This window comes from Sodalis glossinidius str. 'morsitans' (assembly GCF_000010085.1).
GTDB classification, from domain to species: domain Bacteria; phylum Pseudomonadota; class Gammaproteobacteria; order Enterobacterales; family Enterobacteriaceae; genus Sodalis; species Sodalis glossinidius.
This window is the reverse complement of the sequence record NC_007712.1, coordinates 2,423,217-2,443,444: the sequence shown is the minus strand read 5'-3', so window position 1 is coordinate 2,443,444 and position 20,228 is coordinate 2,423,217. Positions and strand designations below refer to the sequence as shown.

Sequence of the window (20,228 nt, the reverse complement as noted above, 5' to 3'; positions counted from 1 at the left end):
TCCCCCCCCCTCGATAATCTGGCCAATTTCTCGTTAAGCGGTCGATTCCCTTCCATGCTGTCAAGATAAAAATAATCCTCCGTTTTAGCCGCATTATGCGATGCTTCGTGTAGAAACGTCGCCACATCATCATTAACTTTGTAGTGGCTACAGAGAAAACGACATTTAACGTTTACACGTTTGTTAGATGGTGCTGCCGCTAAGATGCCCAGACTACTCGCTGATCAGCAAGCGAGCAAAGACAGTTAAGATCAGCATAAAAACGCCGATCCGTGATGAAATCTCACCTCTAGTCATTGACGGAACCGGCCTGAAGGTCTTTGGCGAAGGCGAATGGAAAGTCCGACAGCATGGTGCCGACAGACGGAGGGTGTGGCGTAAGCTGCATATGGCCGCAGACAGTGTAATGCATGAGATTATCTGTGCTGACTTATCGCTCAGCGGTACGACGGATGCTCAGGCCCTACCCGCTCTGATAAACCAGACCCAGCGGAAAATTAGGGAAGCGTCGGCTGATGGCGCTTACGATATCCGCTACTGTCATGATGCTCTGCTGAGGAAGAAAATAAGGCCTCTTATTCCTCCACGAGGTGAGGCGCAATATTGGCCAGACCGATACCATTAGCGTAACTACGCCGTTGCGAATAAGTCTGCGTGACTATGATGCGCAGGTAGGTGAGGCAATGGCGATGGTCAAAGCGCTTAACAAAATCCGGATCGCATAACAATCGATCCCTGCACGCAAGGGTCTCCTTTCTACGCTGACCACCAATCACATTGATACAGCCTCGCCTACGGCGACAGGACGCCGTACCTCACGGCAAAAATGCTGACGCGCCTGCGGGTCATGCACCCAGGCTGCAAGCCAGGCCTGCACCGACACGGCCCGTGGCGGCTGCCGGGGCGTACGCAATTCCGCTTTCAATCCCGTGAGCCGCACGAGAGACGACAACCGCGCACCGGCGCTATTCACTGCTGAGCGCCTCCACAGGATTCAGACGGGCCGCGTTGCGCGCAGGCCAATAGCCGAAGACCATGCCGATAGCGCAGGCGCAGAGGAATGCGCCCGAAACTGCCGGCCAGGAAGTGACCATCGGGAAAATATCCCCCGCCAATGCGCTAAACAGCGCACCACCGCTCAGGGCGAGCAGGACGCCCAGTAAGCCTCCAGTCAAGCAGACCAGCACCGCCTCGATAAGAAATTGCTGCATGATATCGCCACGCCGGGCGCCTACCGCCATTCTGACGCCGATTTCATGGGTACGCTCTGTGACCGATACCAACATGATATTCATGACGCCAAGACTGCCGATAAATAACGCGATCATCGCGACCATCGTAATCAGCACGCTGAACGTCATGGACGTTTTCATAACCGAACGGCGGATCTTGTCATCGTTGAACAGCATAAAATCCTTGACGCCATGACGCTGAAGCATCAGTTGTTCAATGGTGCGTTCCGCCGCCGCATTATCAATACCGGCCCCCGTGCTCACGACGATGCCATTGACGTGCTGCTGCCCCATGAGCCGATGCAGTATCGTCGTATAAGGCAACCAGATATGGATGCGGTCAGAGTGATATCCCGTGATGTTGGTATCGGCGGCCGCAACACCGATGACCCGCACCGCCATCGTATTAAGCAACAGCGTCTGGCCAAGCGGTGACTGCCCGGTGGCGGCGAAGAGGGTGCGGCGGGCATTATCGTCGATAATGGCATCCGTCGTCGCCTGCGCCACCTGCTGCGAGGTAAATGTCCGCCCTTCGGCCAGGGAAAGGCCTCTAACGCGGAAATAGCTTTCTCCCACGCCAATCACATCCACATTGGCGGACTTATTGCGGTAACGCAGGCGTGCGGAGGTCCCCAACTCCGGCGACACGCTGTCCACATAACCTTGGCGGGCCAGCGCCACGGCGTCAGCCGGGACCAGCGTGCGAATGGCGCCCGCATTCTCATCAAAAAAATCTTTGCCGGGATAAATACTGATAACGTTGGTACCGAGAAAATTGATGCGGCGCAACGTTTGCTCCCGCGCGCCTTCCCCCAGCCCCACCACCGTGACGACGGCCGCAATACCAAACACAATGCCGGCCATGGTCAATAGCGTACGCATGCGGTGGGCATTCATCGCTTTCAGCGCCATATGCAGCGACTCGCGCACTCTGTCGGCAAACTGCGCCCCGCGTCTGCGCCGGGGATGCGCCGAGCACGGGAGCAGCGGCGGCGCCAGCGGAGTTTGATCGGTACGCGTGTCCGCGACAATGCGCCCATCGCGAATCTCGATAATGCGGCGGGCATGCCGGGCCACCGCCATATCGTGGGTCACGATCACCAACGTATGCCCCTGTCGGTTGAGCTCCGTGAGTATCGCTAACACTTCCTTGCCGGACGCGGAGTCCAACGCCCCCGTTGGCTCGTCCGCAAGAATGATTTCGCCGCCGTTCATCAGCGCACGGGCTATACTCACCCGCTGTTGCTGACCGCCCGACAGCTGCGCCGGGCAATGATGATGCTTACCCGCAAGCCCCAGCCGATCCAGCAATGCAGCTGCCCGTCGCCGCCGTTCCTGACGTGGGCGGTTGGCATATACCGCCGGAATCTCGACATTGCCCACGGCGCTGAGCTCAGGCATGAGATGATAGTGTTGGAAGATAAAACCGACATGCTCACGGCGCAGCGCCGCCAGCGCATCGGGGGTGAGCTGAGCGACATCACGACCGCGAATGCGATATTCACCGCCGCTGGGCCTGTCGAGGCAGCCCAGAATATTCATCAAAGTCGATTTTCCCGATCCTGAGGAGCCGATAATCGCCACCATTTCCCCGGGATCGATGCGCAGATGAATATCGTTCAACACGTTGACTGTCGCGTCGCCCTGGCAATAGCTTCGGCTGACCCCCTGAAGTTCAATTAGCGGCGTGGTCATCACACCCCCGTGGCCAGCGGTTCATCCTGGGACAGAATGACCTGCTCGCCCACCTGCAGGCCGGACAGCACCTGCGCGTCGACAAAATTGTTCAGACCGATTTTGACCTGGCGCGCGACGGGCTTACCCTTCACCAGCACCTGCAACGTATAGCGCCCCTTGCCTTCTGAATGGGTCAGCGCCGCTGCGGGGATCAGTAAGGTATCCTTCACGTCATCTACGATAAGCGACACCTGAGCGGTCATATTGATGCGCAGCCGGTGATCGGGATTGGGGACATCAAACAGCGCATTATAGTAAACGGCGGCGTTACTGGTGCTGTCGGTGTGCGTCGTATCCTCCTCCCTGTTCAGGCTCTCCGGCGCCTGTTCGATGGCGCGCAGCCGGGCGTGATAGGGATGGTCAGGCTCGGCGAAAATGGTAAAAAACAGCGGTTGGTTCGGGGCGATGCGGGTAATGTCGGCCTCGGAAATCTGTGTTTTGACCGTCATGGTATCCAGTTGGGCAAGTTTTACGATAATCGGCGCACTTTGCACTGCGTTGACCGTCTGGCCTTCGCGGGCGATAACCGCCACCACCGTTCCCGCCACGGGCGCGGTCACGCGGGTGTAGCTGAGATTAACCTTTTCCTTGTCCACTTTGATGTTGGCCTGCACGATTTGAGCATCCAATTCGTCAATGCCGGCGCGGACCATCGCCAGGTCCGTTTCCGCCTCTTCATAGGCCTTGCGCGAACTGGCATCGTTACGCCACAGGCGCTGCTGGCGCTGATAGGCCAGCGTGGCTTTTTTCAACGCTGCGACTTTTGCCGCGCGCTGCGCCTTAAAGACCCGTAACGCCGCCTGAGCAATCCTGAGCTCATTGAGCTGGTTGGAATCGTCGATTTCCGCGATAAGCTGGCCCTTCTCCACCCGATCGCCGTTAGCAATGTGCAGCGCGGTAATCTGGCCAGACACCTGAGCGCCAACGCTGACGCTTTTTACGGCTTCGAGCTTGCCAGTAGCCTGCACCAGCACCTGTATATCGCCGCGGCGAACCGGCGCCGTGAGAAAATTTGCGTGCGGCGTACGCAGCATCAGCCACGCTACCGCCGTTACCGCCAGCAGCAGTGTACCGGCGATAATGAACAGCAGGCGCCGTGGAACCCGCGACCCTAACGACATTAGCTTATCCTCACAATTTTAGCTTATCCTCACAATTATACTCGCCCGCCGAGCCTGCACGTTCGCCCTGGTCAGCGCTACAGGGCGCTGAAAGCTGTCCTTAATCCCCCTTTTCGCGCCACCGCCGGGGGCGCCGCTGTGGCGTAATCTACCGACATCCCCCCCCCCGGCGGACATGACACCACCGCAAGGCGCATTCCGGCGCCTCAGGAATATTCCTCTGCCCTGCGTTATTAACGGCCAGCGGTTCGGTGCTCGCTGGACGAAAGACAATAGGCCAGACCGACCCCGGGCCAGGAAATAAACTCAGCATTTCGGCCGGAAAAATAACCTGTCATTGTAATCCTGTCATAGTGAGCCAGACATTCTGTACAGCAGCAATACACTATTCGGGCGCGACGCGCGCGATTGCCGAAAAGGGGGCGCGGACAAAAGACTGAAGGGTAAAACACTGTATTATTCCATAATTTTCTGCCGTCTGATTAAACGTGGCTTGAACAAAAGGAGCATTACTGAGCAACTTTATTTGTTATCATGTTTTCTCTTCCGGGATGTTATGTTAACCGAAGATCAATTTATTTATGTTGTAACTAAAAAGATTCCTCCGTAACCTGTTTGTTTTATGATCTACGGTTTATGACCCGCGACGTGAGCGCCGGCAGGAGCCCTATCAACCCCGGCTCAGGCCAATGTCGCGCCATGGCAATGGGTGCTATTACTGCTTTGTGTTCCCGGCCTGTTATTATTAGCCGTGGCGCTCAGCGGTCTGAAGCCGGAAATACACGCGCCTGTATGGCTGGGCAATTTCATGCTGGCCAATCTGTTTTTTGTGTCGCTGGCGGAAGAAGCGCTGCTTGTGTCACCCTCTGCCACAGGACACTGGGGCGCCACGCGGCGACGGCCCCCGTTCCATCAGGGCCGACGTCCCTCATCCGGTGCCGTGGCCTCTAATGCGGCCTGTTTACGTGCGTAACGTTGGGCGAGAACCGCACATACCATTAATTGCACCTGATGGAAAATCATCAAGGGCAATACCAGCGTCCCCACCATAGCGGCAGGAAACAAGACGTTCGCCATAGGGATGCCGTTGGCGAGACTCTTCTTCGAGCCGCAAAACACGATGGTAATTTCATCCGGTGTATCAAACCCCATCCAACGTGCGGCATAGGTATTGGCAACCAGTACTACGGCTAGCAGCACCAGCGAGAACGCCAGGATCGCCACCAGCGTCCAGCCGGTGATTTGCTGCCAAATGCCCTCCACTACCGCTGTGCTGAAGGCAACGTACACCACCAGCAAAATGGATGACCGGTCAGTCATATTCACCAGCTTTTTATGCCGTGCGACCCAACCGCCAATGAGCGGTCGTGACACGTGGCCGATGATAGAGGGCACCATCAGTTGCAATATAATCGAGCCGATGGCGTGCAGCGTATCATGACCGCCCGCCCCCCCTTCCTGGGTGTACATTAGCAGCCGGACCAGCACCGGCGATAGAAAGACGCCGAGAATACTGGAGGCCGAAGCGCTGCAAATCGCGGCGGCCACATTTCCGCACGCCACGGAAGTGAAGGCAATTGCCGATTGTACCGTTGCCGGCAGCGCGCACAGGTACAAAAAACCCATATACACGCTGCTTGACAGCAAGGTGGGCACGAAGACTTTCATCGCCAGACCCAGCAGCGGAAATAAGGCAAAGGTGCTGAGAAACACCACCACATGCAACTTCCAGTGGCCGATACCGCCCAGAACAGCTTCCCGTGATAATTTGGCGCCGTGCATAAAAAACAGCAATGCGATGGCGGCGGTGGTCAAATTTTCAAAGATAACCCGGGCGATGCCGCGACAGGGAAAAAATGACGCCTGCGCCACCACGCAAATGAGCACCAACAAAAACTTATCTATACGCAAACGTTGCAACCAGGACATAAAAACAGCCTTTCCCTCATTGTTCATGACGACCTGCATCGATCGTTTTTCACCGGTAACGTTTACGTTGTTCGGCGCTTTAGATGCCTTGTTCAATGATTTCCATCACCCGGATGGCGTCCTCGGCAGACACGGGATTCGGCCGCGTGAATGCCCTGGTAATAGGCGAGATAATTTCCCGCAAGCGTAAGCACGCCGTCTTGCTTATCGACGACCCAGCCGGGGCCAGCATGGTTCCGTGCAGTATTACCCGGCGCTGGGGGTAAATCAGCACCGCGTGAAAATAATCAGTGGTCTGCGCGCCGGGACGTAGCTGCGCCAGATCGACGTTGACCGCCACCGGCATACCGAACAGCGTCAGCGACTGATCAATCAGATGCGCACCCAGATCATACCAGATGCCGCTACCGGCGCCGGGGCGCTCGCGCCAGCGATCCTTCACTTCAAGCCGGAATCGATCGTATGGAACACCGACAATACCCGCTTGCGCGCTTCCCGCCAGAGCAGGATGTTGATGCCCACCTGCTGCCGAAACAAATGGGCCAGGGTGACGGTGACAGACAGACGTGACGGGCGACTTCGTCGATGCGCAATTCACCCGACAAATGCGCCATTATGAACTGACACGCTTCGATGATGCGCGGATCCATAATTTTATTCGGGCTTTGCGGATCTTCTTCCATGGCGCGCAACAGCAGCCGCTCAAGCAAATCCATGCCCAGCTCTTCGGCAAAGCGCCGGCCCGAGCTCTGTGTCTGTTCGATATTGGCGAGCAGACGATCAAATTCCGTGACCAGCGCTTCGCTGCCCAACCGTAGCCGGCCGATATCTCGCACCTTACTGTGCCATTCCAGCCAGTAAGCCCGGGGCCGGAAATAAACACAGCGGTGATACCAGCAATCCGCATCGGGGGGAGCGGCCATAGTAGTGGGCGGATTTCGGCGGGAATAACAGCAAATCGCCGGGAGTGCAAATAAAGGACTGATCTCCTTCAAAAATCCGGCCCTGCACCTTGATGGTCAAATTGAGTATATAATCCTTCATCCCCTCAGGGCGGTCAATATAAAAGTCCAGCGGGCCATTGGCGATAATAGGCGTCAGACCGGCGACCAGATAAGCGTTCAACGCATAGCCCGGTAATAGCGGGTTCGACTGCGTTTCATGATTAATTCGATGATACATCTTTCCTCCCGACGCGCGAAACCGGCCCGCTACAGCGTTTGGCTTTTTGTTTCTAGCAGTCGAAGATGACCGCCGCCAACAGAATGACTCCGCACACCACATATTGAGAAAATGGCGAGATGTTAAGCAGGTTCATGGCGTTTTCCACCGTACCAAGGATCAACACCCCGGCCACAACATAAGAGATTTTCCCGATACCGCCCTTGAGCGAGACGCCCCTCAGCACGCATGTGGAGATGACGATAAGCTCATAGCCAAGCGAGGTCATCGGCTGGCCGGCTGGTCATCCTTGAGGCCAGAATAATGCCCGCCACCGCCGACACCAGCCCTGACAGCACGAAAATAATGATCTTGGTGCGCACTACCGGCACGCCCGCCGGGCGGCCTCTTCATTGTCCCCGATAGACAGTGTATTTCACCCAAATGTGGTTTTGTTGAGCAAAAAACCGAACAGGATCATACACAGCACGGTAATCCAGATGGGTGCCGGCAGCCCCAGCCAGTTGGCATAATCCAGCACAAAAAACCGCTCGTCCTCAATGCCGACCTCCTTCCCGTCGGAAATGATGTAAGCCAGACCCCGGACGATCTGCATCGTCGCAAGAGTGGTGATAAGCGCGTTGATTTTCAGCCAGGCGATCACCACGCCGTTCACCAGCCCGGAAATTACTCCCAGCAGCAAACCGGCGGCCACCCCGATCCAAAGGCTCTCGGTCATGTTAATCACCACAGCGGCGGTCACTCCCGAACAGGCAATCACCGACGCAACCGAGAGATCGAAATCTCCGGAGGCCAGACAAAACAGCATGCCGCAGGCCACAATGCCCGACATTGAAATCGCCAGGCCCAACCCTTTCATATTAATAAAGCTGGCAAAATTGGGCACGAAGATCGCGCAGGTGACAAACAGCGCCGCGAACACCACCAGCATGCCATAATTGTCCCAAACGCGGCTGATCCCACGGGGTTTATGGGCTTTTGCAGGGGTATAGTAACGGTAGAGATGAGTGACTCCTTCTCGGTCAGAGCAGCGCATCGGCGGCGCGGGTATCAGGGGTGGTAAGAATGGCCAGACTCAGCGCTTTTTGCTCGGTGGCCTCGTCATGGCGTATACGGTCGGCAAGCCCAAGCACCTCCGGCAGATCGCTCGAGGCAAATAGCACGGCAATCCCGCGCCGGGCCAAGGCATAAATGACCGCGTAAATTTCACGTTTGGCGCTGACATCAATGACACGGGTCGGTTCGTCGAGCATAATGACTTTCATATCTTCAGACAGCCAACGGCCAAGGATGGCCTTTTGCTGATTGCCGCCGGAAAGATTCATAATCAGCTACGTCGCCACCGGCGTTTTGATATTGAGCGCCGCGATATGGTGTTGGGCGTTTTCCGCTTCCCACGGCGCATTGATAAGGCACCCGGCGCGCAGAAATTTACGTCGGGCGCTGATATTGATATTTTCCTGTACCGAATGTACCGGGATAATGCCGTCGGCTTTGCGATCTTCCGGGCAAAGCATCAAACCGTGGCGAATGGCGTCGCCGGGACTGTCAAAGGTGAGCGGGTGTCCATCCAGCAGATGCGTACCGCCAAATACCCCCTTCATCAATTCGCTGCGCCCGGCGCCGACCAAACCGAACAGGCCCACTATTTCACCGGCGCGGACGCTCAGCGACACGGGAGATTTCACGCCCTGCGCCCGAACGGCATTCAACACCAGACGCACCTCGCCATGGGGACAGGGTTGATAGCCGTAAATGTCCCCCAGGTCGCGCCCGACCATCGCCTGCACCAATTGGTCGTGGGACACCGAGGCGGTGTCGGTAAACGTTTGCACGTAGCGGCCATCCTTGAATACGGTAATAGCGTCGCTCAGAGCGAATATTTCTTCCATGCGATGGGAGACATACAAAATAACCCATCCTTCGGCACGCAGTTCGCGAATGACGCGAAACAGCTGTTCTATTTCCCTTGCCGATAGCGAACTGGTCGGTTCATCAAAGGAGATGATTTTCGCATTCCGTGCCAACGCCTTGGCAATTTCCACCATCTGCCACTGGCCAATTTACCAGCCCGCCCTTGTGAGGCAATTAGCCCAGGTAAATATTTTCCGCCACCGTCATCTCGGGGACTAAAATGCAGTTCCTGATAAATGATGGCAACGCCGGCTTTGAGTGCATCATCAAGGCATGAATCTGGCCGGCGTAACAATCAAAACTGATGCCGTCCAGCGCCTTAACGCCGGGAAAAACTTTGCCAATACCGCGAAACGACAGGTAGGGGGGGGGTGCCGTAGTCATGAATACATCCTCGGATTGCCGCGCCTTTAACCCCGGCGGCCGGAGCCGTGGCGAGGAAATGACGTCATCATGAGACAGGGCTGTTACAGCCCTTTCTTGTCCAGCTCCTGTTTAAAATTGTCGCGGGTGATAAGCACCACATCGGTCACTTCGGTGAATTTCGGCGGCTCCACGCCTTTGGTGACCCATTGATCCAACATTTGAATGCTCTTATAGCCATGCACATCCGGACTCGGCAGCAGTGAACCATAGAAGCCGGAATCGTCATAATCGGCAGGTTTATGCATACATGCAGCTAACCCCTCCTCACTTGCGCGCGTCGATAGTCCTTATGTTTATCCCCATCGTCAGCGCAACGGGCAAGGGAGAATAAGATAAAGAAGGCGGCCATCAGTCTGGGACTGGATTTTGGCAGTGACTCGGTTCGCGCCCTGGCAGTTTCCTGCGCCACCGGCCAGGAGCTGGCAACCGAAGTGAGTATGGTATCCGCGCTGGCGGGCCGGTCCGTTCAGCCGTCCCGCCACCAATCAGTTCCGTCATCATCCGGCGGATTATCTGGAATCGATGGAACAAGCCCTGACAGCAGTCATCGGGCAACTTACCCCCGCGCAGCGCCAGCAGATCGCCGGTATCGGTGTTGACACGACCGGCTCGACGCCAGCGCCGGTGGATGCCGAAGGCCGCGTTCTGGCGTTGCGCCCCGATTTTGCCGATAACCCCAATGCCATGTTCGTGCTGTGGAAAGACCATACCGCCATCTATGAAGCCGAGGCTATCACGCGCCTGTGCCACTAGCCAGGCCTGGAGGACTACACACCCTCTATATCGGCGGCGTCTACTCCTCGGAATGGTTCTGGGCAAAATCCTGCACATCACCCGCCAGGATGAGGCCGTGCGCCAACAAACCGCCTCCTGGGTCGAACTGTGTGATTACCCACCCGGCGGCGCTGCGACGGGGCCGCTGCGCCGCCAGTCATAAATCCCTGTGGCATCCTGACTGGGGTGGACTGCCGCCCGCCACGTTTTTTAATGCCCTCGACCCGCTTTTGACCCAGCATCTGACCTGGACTTTGTTTAGCGAAACCCAGACGGCGGAACAACCGGTGGGACGATTGTGCGCGGATTGGGCGGCCAGACTCGGCCTGTCACAACAGGTGGCCATTGCCGGCAGCGCCTTCGATTGCCATATCGGCTCGGTCGGCGCGGGCGCACAGCCTTACACGTAGGTGAAGATGATTGGCACCTCCACCTACGACATTCTCATCGCCGACCCTGACCGCATCGGCCAGCGCTCCATCGCCGGCATCTGCGGCCAGATCGACGGTAGCGTTGTACCATGCCTCATAGGGCTTGAGGCAGGGCAATCGGCGTTTGGCGATATTTACGCCTGGTTCGCCCGCCTGCTGGACTGGCCGCTGCAGCAAGCCATCGATGCCACCCCCCGCACTGACCGCGACGCTTGAACCGGTGCGGGAGGCCCTTTTGTCCAGACTGGTGGAAAGCTGGGCACAGGACCCGCAGCTGGATCATCTGCCCGTGATACTGGACTGGTTCAATGGCCGACGCACCCCCTGCAAACCAACGTTTGCAGGGGGTGGTGACCGGTCTGACGCTTGCCACCGACGCGCCCGCGCTATTCGACGGCCTCATTGCCGCGACGGCCTTTGGCACCCGCGCCATCATGGAATGTTTCGAGCAGCAGGCTATTCCGGTGGAAAACCTGCTGGTCATGGGCGGCATCGCCCGCAAGTCGCCCATCATCATGCAGGTCTGCGCCGATGTGATGAACCGGCCGCTGCAGCTGGTGGCCTCGGATCAGTGCTGCGCCCTCGGCACCGCCATTTTTGGTGCGGTGGCGGCGGGCACCTTCCCCGATATCGCCAGCGCCCAGTGGGCGACCCAGGCCGAGCCGCTTTTCGCCGCGCCGGCGGGCGATGCCGGCTGAACGGCAGCACGCCGGCCCGGCGTGCTGCCCCGTTCTCGCCCTTTGTCGTGACGCCAATTACCAGCCCCGCTGCCTGGGCCTTCTGACCTGGCTGCATACCTTTTCACCGGCCAAAATGTGGATTGGCGGGCTGAACATTCTGCACAAACCGTTGCTGCAATTTCATACCCAGTTCAACGATAAGGTTCCCTGGCAGACCATGGACATGGACTTCATGAACCTGAACCAAACCGCCCACGGTGGTCGAGAATTCGGTTTTATCGGCGCGCGTATGAAGCTGGCGCATCAGGTAGTGGTCGGTCACTAGCGTGATCCCCGTACCTATGCGGGCATCGGCGACTGGATGCGCGCGGCACTCGACCGTCAGGAAAGCCAGCAGTTGGTGGTTGCCCGTTTCGGCGACAATATGCGGGAAGTGGCGGTCAGCGATGGCGACGTGGCTGCGCTAATCGACGAATATGAATCGCGCTATATCATCACGCCAAAGGTGCAAACCGGCGGCGAGCGACGGCAGAATCTGCTGGATGCGGCGCGTATTGAGCTTGGATTGCAGCGGTTTCTGGAACAGGCCGGCTGTCACGCTTTTACCACCAATTTTGAGAATCTGCACGGGCTAAAGCAGTTGCCGGGACTGGCGGTACAGCGTCTCATGGAACGGGGCTATGGCTTTGGCGGCGAGGACGACTGGAAGACCGCGGCCCTGCTGCGCATTTGCAAAGTCATGGCGTCGGGACTGCCGGGCGGTACCTCGTTTATGGAGGATTACACCTACCATTTCGAGCCGGGTAACGATCTGGTAGTGGGCTCACATATGTTGGAAGTCTGTCCGAGCATCGCCCGCGAAGAGAAATCCCTGCTGGATGCACAGTATCTCGGCATCGGCGGTAAAGCCGACCCGGCGCGCCTGCTATTTTCGACGCCCGCAGGGCCGGCGGCGGTGGCCTCGGTTATTGATCTGGGCAGCCGTTTTCGCCTGCTGGTCAACGTAGTGGATACCGTCGAACAACCGCAAACCCTGCCCAAGCTCCCGGTGGCACGCGCCGTCTGGCGCGCCCAGCCGTCGCTGGCGGTCGCGGCGCAGGCCTGGATCACCGCAGGCGGCGCTTATCATACAGTCTTCAGCCAGGCGCTTACTCTTGAACCGCTGCCTCTGTATGCGGAAATGAATAATATTGAATTAATGGTGATTGATAATGAAACACGCTTGCCCGAATTTAAATAGGCGCTATGCTGGAATGAACTTTATTATAAACTGGCGGCAAGTTAACACATCGAATAACACTCTCCTTTAATAGGCCGTAGCGCGCTGTTATCCATTGCGATTGCGGCGATTTTATTTTCTACGGGCACAGAAGGGCCGTATTTTCTGCCTTTGCGTGCCTTTCTTCCGGCCGAATCGATGCCAACAAGGGTATTTTTCTGGTTTTTTTGGTTTTTTTGGTTTTTTGGCGGGAATTTCTGGACAGCCCGGCCGCACAGAATATACTACAATACTCATATTCCCTTCCCTGAAAGCGCGACATGACTGCCCACGATTATTTGCTGAAGTTTCGTAAGGTCAACACATCTGAAAGTCTGGAAAAGCTATTTGATCATTTAAATTATTCTCTGACCGATGATGCTGAAATTATCAACATGTATCGGGCTGCAGATCATCGTCGCGCTGAATTAGCCGCCGGCGGTCGCTTGTTTGATCTCGGACAGGTACCGAAAGCAGTCTGGCGGTACGTAGTGTGACAGCGCCCTCCTCCTCGCTCAAGCTGCGCCCTATTGCTGGCTATGGGTAGTCATCGCCTGGCTGTTGCGTTTGCTGTTTCGCCGCTCCCGGCGGTTTCCCCGCCTGCTTATTCTATGGCTGCTGGTAGGCGTACTGCTCGGCATCAAAACCTTCGCCTTCGCCCCGGTCAGCGACAATCTGGCGCTGCTGGTGCCTTATATCAAGCGCTCGCAGCGCGTGCGTCAGACCTTTATTCTTCCCTGATTCGGCGCCGCCATCCTCGTCGATGCCACGGAGCGAAGCGCCAAAAAGGCGGGTCATCCCGCCCGTGCGCATCGTCAGCGCAGCCGTCAGCCCCCTTGGGTAGGACGGAATTCGCGCACGCATGCGCGAATGGGTTGTCGAACACTCGCAGATCCCGGATAATGCCCGTTGTTTCTTGTTTAGGTATGGCAATGAATGGTTACCTGATGCTGTTCATCGGCACCGTGCTGGTGAATAACTTTGTGCTGGTCAAATTCCTCGGGCTTTGCCCGTTTATGGGTGTCTCCAAGAAAGTGGAGACCGCTCTGGGGATGGGCATGGCCACGACATTTGTCATGACGCTGGCGTCGATTTGCGCCTGGCTTATTAATGATTTTATTCTGCTGCCGCTCAATATTCCCTATCTGAGAACGCTGGCGTTTATTTTTATTATCGCGGTGGTGGTGCAGTTTACCGAACTGGTGGTGCGTAAAACCAGCCCGGCCCTCTATCGTCTGCTCGGCATTTTTCTGCCGCTGATTACTACTAACTGCGCTGTTCTGGGCGTAGCGCTGCTTAATGTGAATGAAAATCACAATTTTCTTCAGTCCGCGTTATACGGCTTCAGTGCCGCCGTTGGTTTCTCGCTGGTGATGGTGTTGTTCGCCGCGATTCGCGAACGGCTGGCGGTGGCGGATGTTCCCGCGCCCTTTAAGGGCTCCTCTATCGCTCTCATTACCGCCGGGTTAATGTCGCTGGCCTTTATGGGCTTTACCGGACTGGTGAAGGTCTGATGTTGACGTTCTGGCTGGCCGTCGCCACCCTTAGCGCTCTGGCCTTAGTGGCCGGGGCAGTGTTGGGCTTTGCCGCCCGTCGTTTTCAGGTAAAAACAGATCCGGTGGCCGAGCGCATCGATGCCCTGCTGCCGCAAAGCCAATGCGCCCAATGCGGCTACCCCGGTTGCCGTCCTTATGCCGAAGCGGTCGCCGGCGGCGCCCCGATCAATAAATGTGTGCCTGGCGGCGAGGCGGTAATGTTGAAAATCGCCGCGCAGCTCAGCGTCGATCCCCAGCCGATGGATGGCGAGGCCTCCAGCCGCCCTGAATCGCGCGTGGCCTGGATAGACGAAGGCAATTGCATCGGCTGCACCAAATGCATTCAAGCTTGTCCGGTGGATGCCATCGTCGGCGCCACGCGCGCCGTACATACGGTGGTGAGCGATCTCTGTACCGGCTGCGATCTCTGTGTAGCGCCCTGTCCTACCAACTGTATTGAAATGCGCCCGCTTGCCATCACCCCCACCAGCTGGAAGTGGGATCTGCGTACCATACCTATTACGGTCATCCAGCAGGAGCAACATGTTTAATTTATTGTCTGCCCTGCGAAAACAGCGACTATGGGATTTTCCGGGCGGTATCCATCCCCCCGAGATGAAAAGCCAGTCCAGCAATGTCCCTCTGCGGTCCGTGCCTCTGCCTGACAAGCTGATAATTCCCTTGAAGCAGCATTTGGGCCCCGAAGGGGAGTTGCGGGTGGCACCCGGCGATAACGTGCTGCGCGGTCAGCCCTTGACCGCCGGTAGCGGCCGGACTTTGCCGGTGCATGCCCCCACCTCCGGCACGATAGCGGCAATCACGCCGCACCGCACCGCGCATCCGTCGGGCCTGGCGGAGCTTTGCGTCATTTTGCTGCCCGACGGCAAGGACCAATGGGTTGCGCTTAAGCCGCTGGTGGATTTTCAGCACTCTTCGTCGGCGCAGCTGCTGAGCCGTATTCATGAAAGCGGGATCGCCGGTCTGGGCGGCGCGGGTTTTCCCACCGCAGCCAAACTCGGCGGCGGCGAGCATGGGGTGGAGACGCTCATCATCAACGGCGCCGAGTGTGAGCCCTATATCACCGCCGACGATCGGTTGATGCGGGAACATGCACGTGACATTGTCACAGGTATGGCGATATTGCATCATATGCTGCGACCCCGGCGCCTGCTGCTGGGCATTGAAGATAATAAACCCGCGGCTATCGCCGTCTTAAAGGACGCGCTGTGCGAGCATCCAACAGGAGAGCTGCGCGTCATTCCCACCAAATACCCCTCCGGCGGCGCGAAACAACTCACCAAAATATTAACCGGCAAAGAGGTCCCCGTGGGTCAACATTCCGCCGCCATTGGCGTGGTAATGTTGAATGTGGGCACCGTCTATGCCATCAAGCGCGCCGTTGTTGACGGAGAAGCGCTGACCGAGCGTGTAGTAACGCTTACGGGCGAGGCGCTGGCGCGGCCGGGCAATGTCTGGGCGCGCCTCGGCACCCCCGTAAGCCACCTGCTCGCCCATGCCGGTTTCATGCCCGCCGCGGAGCCAACAGTCATTATGGGCGGTCCGCTAATGGGCTTCACGCTGCCTGCGCTGGACGTGCCGGTAGTCAAAATCAGCAACTGCCTGTTAGCGCCGTCCGTGCAGGAACTTGCGCCGGCGGAGCCGGAGCAAAGCTGTATTCGGTGCAGCCGTTGTGCGGATGCCTGTCCGGCCAGCCTGCTGCCGCAGCAACTTTATTGGTTTAGCCGCGGACAAGAGCACGATAAAGCCCGCCAGCATCACTTGTTCGACTGTATCGAATGTGGCGCCTGTGCCTATGTCTGCCCTAGCAATATCCCGCTGGTGCACTATTATCGCCAGCAGAAAGCGGAAATTCGCGCGCTGGATGACGACGCGCGGCGTGCGGCGATGGCGAAGGCGCGTTATGAAGCCAAACTGGCGCGGCGCGAGCGGGAAAAACAGCAACGGCTTGCCCACCATCAGCAGGCAGCGGTAAAACTCGATGACGCCGCAGCGGCGGCTACTTCACTCCCCGACAACACTGCTTCGATGGCCTCTTCCCCCCAGGCTGCCGTTGCCGCCGCCATCGCGCGAGTGAAAGCCCGGCGTCAGGCCGTTCAGGAAGCAGCCGGGCACCCATCGCAGGCAACCCCGGCGTCGCCAAGCGTTGGCGTGCGGGAAGAAAGTGACAATGTCACTAATGCGGCTACCAGTCCCATAGCGTCTGATGGCACGCTTACCCCGGCGCCAGACAATCTGGGCACCGAGGCATCGAGGACTGTTTCGCCTGTCGCGTCCGGGAACCGCGATATGAACGATATCGGTCCGCGCAAGGCCGCGCAGGAAAGTACGGTTCTCATAGACCGGGTTGATGCCGCGCCAGACTGCGATGAGAATGCCGCTTCAGGTGACAACGTCATCACCTTAGTAACGACCACGCCTCGGCCTGAGGGCAACGCCGCAGGGGGCCAGCGCCGCGATCACCGCCCGGCAGAAGGCGGAACAGAGCCTTCCCGCCGCGACCACAATTTCGTCTGAAGAGGACTAAATGGCGTTTAGAATTGCAAGTTCTCCCTTCACCCATAACCGGCAAACCACCCGGCAAATCATGATTCAGGTCATGCTAGCTTGTCTGCCGGGGCTAATGGCATTAACGACTTTTTTTGGCAGCGGCATTATTATCCAGCTGGTGATAGCCTGCGTGACGGCGCTGGTGGCCGAAGGTGTGGTGTTGACGCTACGTCGTCAACCGCTGGCTTCCCGACTGGGCGACGGCTCTGCTCTCCTTACCGCTCTCCTGCTGGCGCTAAGCCTGCCGCCCCTGGGCCCGTGGTGGATGATGGTGCTGGCGACGGCGTTTGCGATAGTCATCGCCAAACAGCTTTACGGCGGTCTGGGACATAATCCTTTCAATCCGGCGATGGTGGGATATGTGGTCCTGCTGATTTCCTTTCCGGTGCAGATGACCAGTTGGTCTCCCCAGCAAAGCCTGCTGCTGCATCCCGTTTCACTGACCGACAGCATGGCGCTGATTTTCACAGGCGTCACGCCGGACGGGCTGACGCTCACCCAACTCCGCGCTACCGTCGATGGCATAACGCAGGCCACGCCGCTCGATGGCTTCAAAACCGGGCTGCGCACCGGCGCGATGACTGCTTTCCACCATCGCTGGGACTGGCAGGCGAGCGCGGGATGGACATGGGCCAACATTGGCTTTTTACTGGGTGGGCTATATCTGATCTGGCGGCGGGTCATCAGCTGGCATATTCCGCTCAGCCTCCTGGCCGCCATGCTCATTGGCGCCGGGCTCGGGCACTGGCTGGCGCCTGTGGTGAGCGCGCCGCCTTTACTCCACCTGTTTTCCGGCGCTACGATGCTGGGTGCGTTTTTCATTGCCACCGATCCGGTGACTGCTGCTGCCACCGTGCGAGGACGGGTGATTTTTGGCGCGTTAACGGGTTTGTTGGTATGGCTAATCCGTACCTGGGGAGGTTACCCTGATGGCGTGGCCTTCGCCGTACTGCTGGCCAATATCTGCGTGCCGCTGATTGACCACTACACTCAGCCACGCGCATATGGCCATCGATAAGGAAGGTAGGATGTTAATGACAATGAGGAAGCATGGCATAACCCTTGCTGTATTCGCCGCTCTGGCTACCGGGTTGACGGCCCTGGTCAACGGCCTGACCACCAGCACCATTGAACGGCAGGCGGCCAGGCAGCAAATGCAATTGCTGGATCAGGTAGTGCCGCCGGATTTGTACAATAATCAGTTGCTGGACGAGTGCTATCTGGTGACCGATCCGGCGCTCGGCAGCGACGCGCCACACCGTCTTTATCTGGCGCGCAAAGACGGGACGCCGGTCGCGGCGGCAATCGAAACCACAGCACCGGACGGCTATGCCGGCGCCATTGATTTACTGGTCGGTGCGGACTTCTCGGGCAACGTTTTGGGCGCCCGGGTGACTAGCCATCACGAGACACCCGGGCTGGGGGATAAAATCGAACTGCGGCTATCGGATTGGATTACGCATTTCAGCGGCAAATCTCTGCGCTCAGATAACGACATGAGCTGGGCTGTCAAGAAAGAAGGTGGTATGTTCGATCAATTCACCGGCGCCACGATCACGCCGCGGGCCGTGATGAATGCCGTCAAGCGCACCGCCGGCTATTTGAAAAAGAACCTTAACGCGCTGGAAAAAATGCCGCATTGTGGAGATTCATCCCATGAATGAAGCGAAACGCATCCTCCTGGAAGGCCTGTGGCGCAATAACTCGTCACTGGTGCAATTACTGGGTCTTTGTCCACTGCTGGCGGTATCCAATACCGCCACCAATGCACTCGGGTTGGGGCTTGCCACGACGCTGGTGCTGGTTTGCACCAATACCGCGGTGTCGGCCCTGCGCCGCTGGATCACCGGCGAAATCCGCATTCCCATTTATGTCATGATTATCGCCTCGGTGGTGTCGGCGGTACAGATGCTTATCAACGCCTATGCGTTTGGTCTTTACCAATCCCTCGGTATTTTCATCCCGCTTATCGTGACTAACTGCATCGTTATCGGCCGGGCGGAAGCCTATGCCTCGCAGCGACCGCCAGCGCTGGCGGCGCTGGATGGGTTGTCCATCGGACTCGGCTCGACGTGCACGCTGCTTCTGCTCGGCGCCCTGCGCGAAGTGCTGGGTAACGGCACCCTGTTCGACGGCGCGGACCAACTACTGGGCGCATGGGCGCGGGTGCTGCGCATCGAGGTATTCCATACCGATACTCCCTTTTTGCTGGCCATGTTGCCGCCTGGCGCGTTTATCGGCCTGGGGTTTATGCTGGTGGGGAAATACCTTATCGATCAACGCATGAAGGCCCGGCAGCCAAAGGCGGCCCGACCGGTAGTGCTGCAACAAGGACAGCCATTAGCCGATGAATAAAAGCAAGCGTTATGACATTCTGTGTCGCCTGCGGGCGAATAATCCCCATCCCACCACCGAGCTGATGTACCGCTCGCCTTTCGAGCTGTTGATTGCAGTACTGCTCTCGGCCCAGGCGACCGATGTCAGCGTCAATAAGGCCACCAAACTGTTATTCCCTGCGGCCGACACGCCTCAGGCCATGCTGGCGCTGGGCGTTGAGGGCGTCAAAGGCTATATCAAATCTATAGGGCTCTTTAACAGCAAGGCGGAGAACATAATCAAAACCTGCCGGCTGTTGTTGGAACGCCACCAGGGTGAGGTTCCCCAAGACCGCACGGCGCTGGAAGCGCTGCCCGGCGTCGGGCGCAAAACCGCCAATGTAGTGTTGAACACTGCTTTCGGCTGGCCGACGATTGCGGTTGACACGCATATTTTCCGCGTTGCGAACCGTACCCGCTTTGCGGTGGGTAAAGATGTGGAAGCGGTGGAACAAAAGCTGTTGGCCGTGGTACCGGGTGAGTTCAAAGTGGATTGTCACCATTGGTTCATCCTGCACGGCCGCTATACCTGTATCGCCCGCAAACCACGCTGTGGCTCCTGCCTGATTGAAGATTTGTGTGAGTACGACCAGAAACATTATCCGCAATAAACTCCATGCGTTGCGGCGGGGGCCCTCCCGGAACCCACATCATCCCGTCTTTAGGCGCCACCCCAGTCCTGCAGAAAGCCTGTTTTCTTGCACCCTATGCCTGACCGTATTTGCCCGTCAATTTCCCCGGATCGCCCATCACGGGATCCAGCAAATACAGGGCGGCAGGGTTCGCCTGCTTGACCTGTTGCACGATCGCCAAAATATGCTCTCCCTCTCCCTGCTCTGGTGCGCCGATATATCCACTCAGCACCGCGTCACAGCGTTTTAAACCATCGATTGCCGCTATCCCTTTGACTATATCTCGGTCAGGTGTGTCGCAAGCATCACGCAGCCGGTCCACTGCCCATACTGGGTGTGGTTAGAAAACTGCACGGTATTGAGCGGCCACACACGAGCTGTTGCCCGCATGGCCGAAAACCACGTGAGACTGAATAGAGAGAACATTCTTCATC

General features: G+C 57.7%; 12 protein-coding genes and 10 pseudogenes. 13 read left to right on the top strand and 9 right to left on the bottom strand.

Annotated elements, in window-relative coordinates; genetic code table 11:
* Window positions 1-187 precede the first annotated feature (187 nt).
* Window positions 188-725, top strand: a pseudogene (locus SGP1_RS12945) (IS5 family transposase); the annotation flags it as partial.
* A 240-nt stretch (window positions 726-965) separates the two neighbouring features.
* Here SGP1_RS12945 and SGP1_RS12935 read toward each other — a convergent pair.
* A complete protein-coding gene (locus SGP1_RS12935) occupies window positions 966-2,927 on the bottom strand; it encodes a MacB family efflux pump subunit (protein WP_011411279.1) in 1,962 nt (653 codons plus the stop codon).
* Window positions 2,927-4,090, bottom strand: a complete 1,164-nt coding sequence (locus SGP1_RS12930; RefSeq protein WP_011411278.1) for an efflux RND transporter periplasmic adaptor subunit — start codon at window positions 4,088-4,090, stop codon at window positions 2,927-2,929. Before SGP1_RS12930 ends, SGP1_RS12935 begins: the two co-directional genes overlap by 1 nt.
* 706 nt (window positions 4,091-4,796) lie before the next feature.
* On the opposite strand from SGP1_RS12930, the pseudogene SGP1_RS31970 reads away from it, so the two are divergent.
* Window positions 4,797-4,943 (top strand): annotated as a pseudogene (locus SGP1_RS31970) (CPBP family intramembrane glutamic endopeptidase); the annotation flags it as partial.
* Between the two features lie 59 nt (window positions 4,944-5,002).
* On the opposite strand, the gene SGP1_RS12925 reads toward SGP1_RS31970, so the two are convergent.
* The 6 genes and pseudogenes from SGP1_RS12925 to SGP1_RS12900 all read right to left on the bottom strand — a co-directional run.
* Window positions 5,003-6,019 (bottom strand): bile acid:sodium symporter family protein, encoded by a 1,017-nt coding sequence (locus SGP1_RS12925; protein WP_011411277.1) that lies wholly within the window; start codon window positions 6,017-6,019, stop codon window positions 5,003-5,005.
* A 79-nt stretch (window positions 6,020-6,098) separates the two neighbouring features.
* Window positions 6,099-6,461: a Gfo/Idh/MocA family oxidoreductase gene (locus SGP1_RS36450; protein ID WP_041866973.1), complete on the bottom strand. Its 363-nt coding sequence runs from the start codon at window positions 6,459-6,461 to the stop codon at window positions 6,099-6,101.
* Window positions 6,462-6,502: 41 nt separating this feature from the next.
* Window positions 6,503-7,201 (bottom strand): annotated as a pseudogene (araC, locus tag SGP1_RS12915) (arabinose operon transcriptional regulator AraC); the annotation flags it as partial.
* Between the two features lie 52 nt (window positions 7,202-7,253).
* Window positions 7,254-8,159: pseudogene (gene araH, locus SGP1_RS12910) on the bottom strand (L-arabinose ABC transporter permease AraH).
* A 64-nt stretch (window positions 8,160-8,223) separates the two neighbouring features.
* Window positions 8,224-9,499, bottom strand: a pseudogene (locus SGP1_RS12905) (ATP-binding cassette domain-containing protein).
* 83 nt (window positions 9,500-9,582) lie between these two features.
* A pseudogene (locus tag SGP1_RS12900) lies at window positions 9,583-9,759 on the bottom strand (arabinose ABC transporter substrate-binding protein); the annotation flags it as partial.
* 114 nt (window positions 9,760-9,873) lie between these two features.
* Between SGP1_RS12900 and SGP1_RS12895 the strand changes: the two are divergent.
* The 11 genes and pseudogenes from SGP1_RS12895 to nth form a co-directional block, all read left to right on the top strand.
* Window positions 9,874-11,408, top strand: a pseudogene (locus SGP1_RS12895) (ribulokinase); the annotation flags it as partial.
* A gap of 67 nt (window positions 11,409-11,475) precedes the next feature.
* A pseudogene (locus tag SGP1_RS12890) lies at window positions 11,476-12,666 on the top strand (L-arabinose isomerase family protein); the annotation flags it as partial.
* Window positions 12,667-12,965: 299 nt separating this feature from the next.
* Window positions 12,966-13,181: a transcription modulator YdgT gene (gene ydgT / locus SGP1_RS12885; RefSeq protein WP_011411276.1), complete on the top strand. Its 216-nt coding sequence runs from the start codon at window positions 12,966-12,968 to the stop codon at window positions 13,179-13,181.
* Between the two features lie 40 nt (window positions 13,182-13,221).
* Window positions 13,222-13,425: pseudogene (locus tag SGP1_RS27510) on the top strand (DUF2569 family protein); the annotation flags it as partial.
* 191 nt (window positions 13,426-13,616) lie between these two features.
* Window positions 13,617-14,198: an electron transport complex subunit RsxA gene (gene rsxA / locus SGP1_RS12875; protein ID WP_011411275.1), complete on the top strand. Its 582-nt coding sequence runs from the start codon at window positions 13,617-13,619 to the stop codon at window positions 14,196-14,198.
* Window positions 14,198-14,770 carry an electron transport complex subunit RsxB gene (gene rsxB / locus SGP1_RS12870; RefSeq protein WP_011411274.1) on the top strand — a complete coding sequence of 191 codons (573 nt, stop codon included), beginning with the start codon at window positions 14,198-14,200 and terminating at the stop codon, window positions 14,768-14,770. The genes rsxA and rsxB overlap by 1 nt, the downstream gene beginning before the upstream one ends.
* On the top strand, window positions 14,763-16,754 hold the full coding sequence (gene rsxC, locus SGP1_RS12865) for an electron transport complex subunit RsxC (RefSeq protein ID WP_011411273.1): 1,992 nt from the start codon (window positions 14,763-14,765) through the stop codon (window positions 16,752-16,754). The genes rsxB and rsxC overlap by 8 nt, the downstream gene beginning before the upstream one ends.
* A 10-nt stretch (window positions 16,755-16,764) precedes the next feature.
* Entirely contained in the window at window positions 16,765-17,805 is a 1,041-nt protein-coding gene (gene rsxD / locus SGP1_RS12860) for an electron transport complex subunit RsxD (RefSeq protein ID WP_011411272.1), read from the top strand.
* 10 nt (window positions 17,806-17,815) lie between these two features.
* Window positions 17,816-18,451: an electron transport complex subunit RsxG gene (gene rsxG, locus SGP1_RS12855; RefSeq protein WP_011411271.1), complete on the top strand. Its 636-nt coding sequence runs from the start codon at window positions 17,816-17,818 to the stop codon at window positions 18,449-18,451.
* On the top strand, window positions 18,444-19,142 hold the full coding sequence (locus SGP1_RS12850) for an electron transport complex subunit E (RefSeq protein ID WP_011411270.1): 699 nt from the start codon (window positions 18,444-18,446) through the stop codon (window positions 19,140-19,142). Before rsxG ends, SGP1_RS12850 begins: the two co-directional genes overlap by 8 nt.
* Window positions 19,135-19,773 carry an endonuclease III gene (nth, locus tag SGP1_RS12845; protein WP_011411269.1) on the top strand — a complete coding sequence of 213 codons (639 nt, stop codon included), beginning with the start codon at window positions 19,135-19,137 and terminating at the stop codon, window positions 19,771-19,773. Before SGP1_RS12850 ends, nth begins: the two co-directional genes overlap by 8 nt.
* A gap of 121 nt (window positions 19,774-19,894) precedes the next feature.
* Here nth and pdxY read toward each other — a convergent pair.
* A pseudogene (gene pdxY / locus SGP1_RS12840) lies at window positions 19,895-20,227 on the bottom strand (pyridoxal kinase); the annotation flags it as partial.
* Window position 20,228 lies beyond the last annotated feature (1 nt).

What these genes read in the sequence shown, in the direction of transcription:
- SGP1_RS12935 (WP_011411279.1), bottom strand. Translation starts at nt 2,927, where the DNA reads ATGACCACGCCGCTAATTGAACTTCAGGGGGTCAGCCGAAGCTATTGC.
- SGP1_RS12850 (WP_011411270.1), top strand. Translation starts at nt 18,444, where the DNA reads ATGAATGAAGCGAAACGCATCCTCCTGGAAGGCCTGTGGCGCAATAAC.
- rsxD (WP_011411272.1), top strand. Translation starts at nt 16,765, where the DNA reads ATGGCGTTTAGAATTGCAAGTTCTCCCTTCACCCATAACCGGCAAACC.
- ydgT (WP_011411276.1), top strand. Translation starts at nt 12,966, where the DNA reads ATGACTGCCCACGATTATTTGCTGAAGTTTCGTAAGGTCAACACATCT.
- SGP1_RS12925 (WP_011411277.1), bottom strand. Translation starts at nt 6,019, where the DNA reads ATGTCCTGGTTGCAACGTTTGCGTATAGATAAGTTTTTGTTGGTGCTC.
- rsxG (WP_011411271.1), top strand. Translation starts at nt 17,816, where the DNA reads ATGTTAATGACAATGAGGAAGCATGGCATAACCCTTGCTGTATTCGCC.
- nth (WP_011411269.1), top strand. Translation starts at nt 19,135, where the DNA reads ATGAATAAAAGCAAGCGTTATGACATTCTGTGTCGCCTGCGGGCGAAT.
- rsxA (WP_011411275.1), top strand. Translation starts at nt 13,617, where the DNA reads ATGAATGGTTACCTGATGCTGTTCATCGGCACCGTGCTGGTGAATAAC.
- rsxB (WP_011411274.1), top strand. Translation starts at nt 14,198, where the DNA reads ATGTTGACGTTCTGGCTGGCCGTCGCCACCCTTAGCGCTCTGGCCTTA.
- SGP1_RS12930 (WP_011411278.1), bottom strand. Translation starts at nt 4,090, where the DNA reads ATGTCGTTAGGGTCGCGGGTTCCACGGCGCCTGCTGTTCATTATCGCC.
- rsxC (WP_011411273.1), top strand. Translation starts at nt 14,763, where the DNA reads ATGTTTAATTTATTGTCTGCCCTGCGAAAACAGCGACTATGGGATTTT.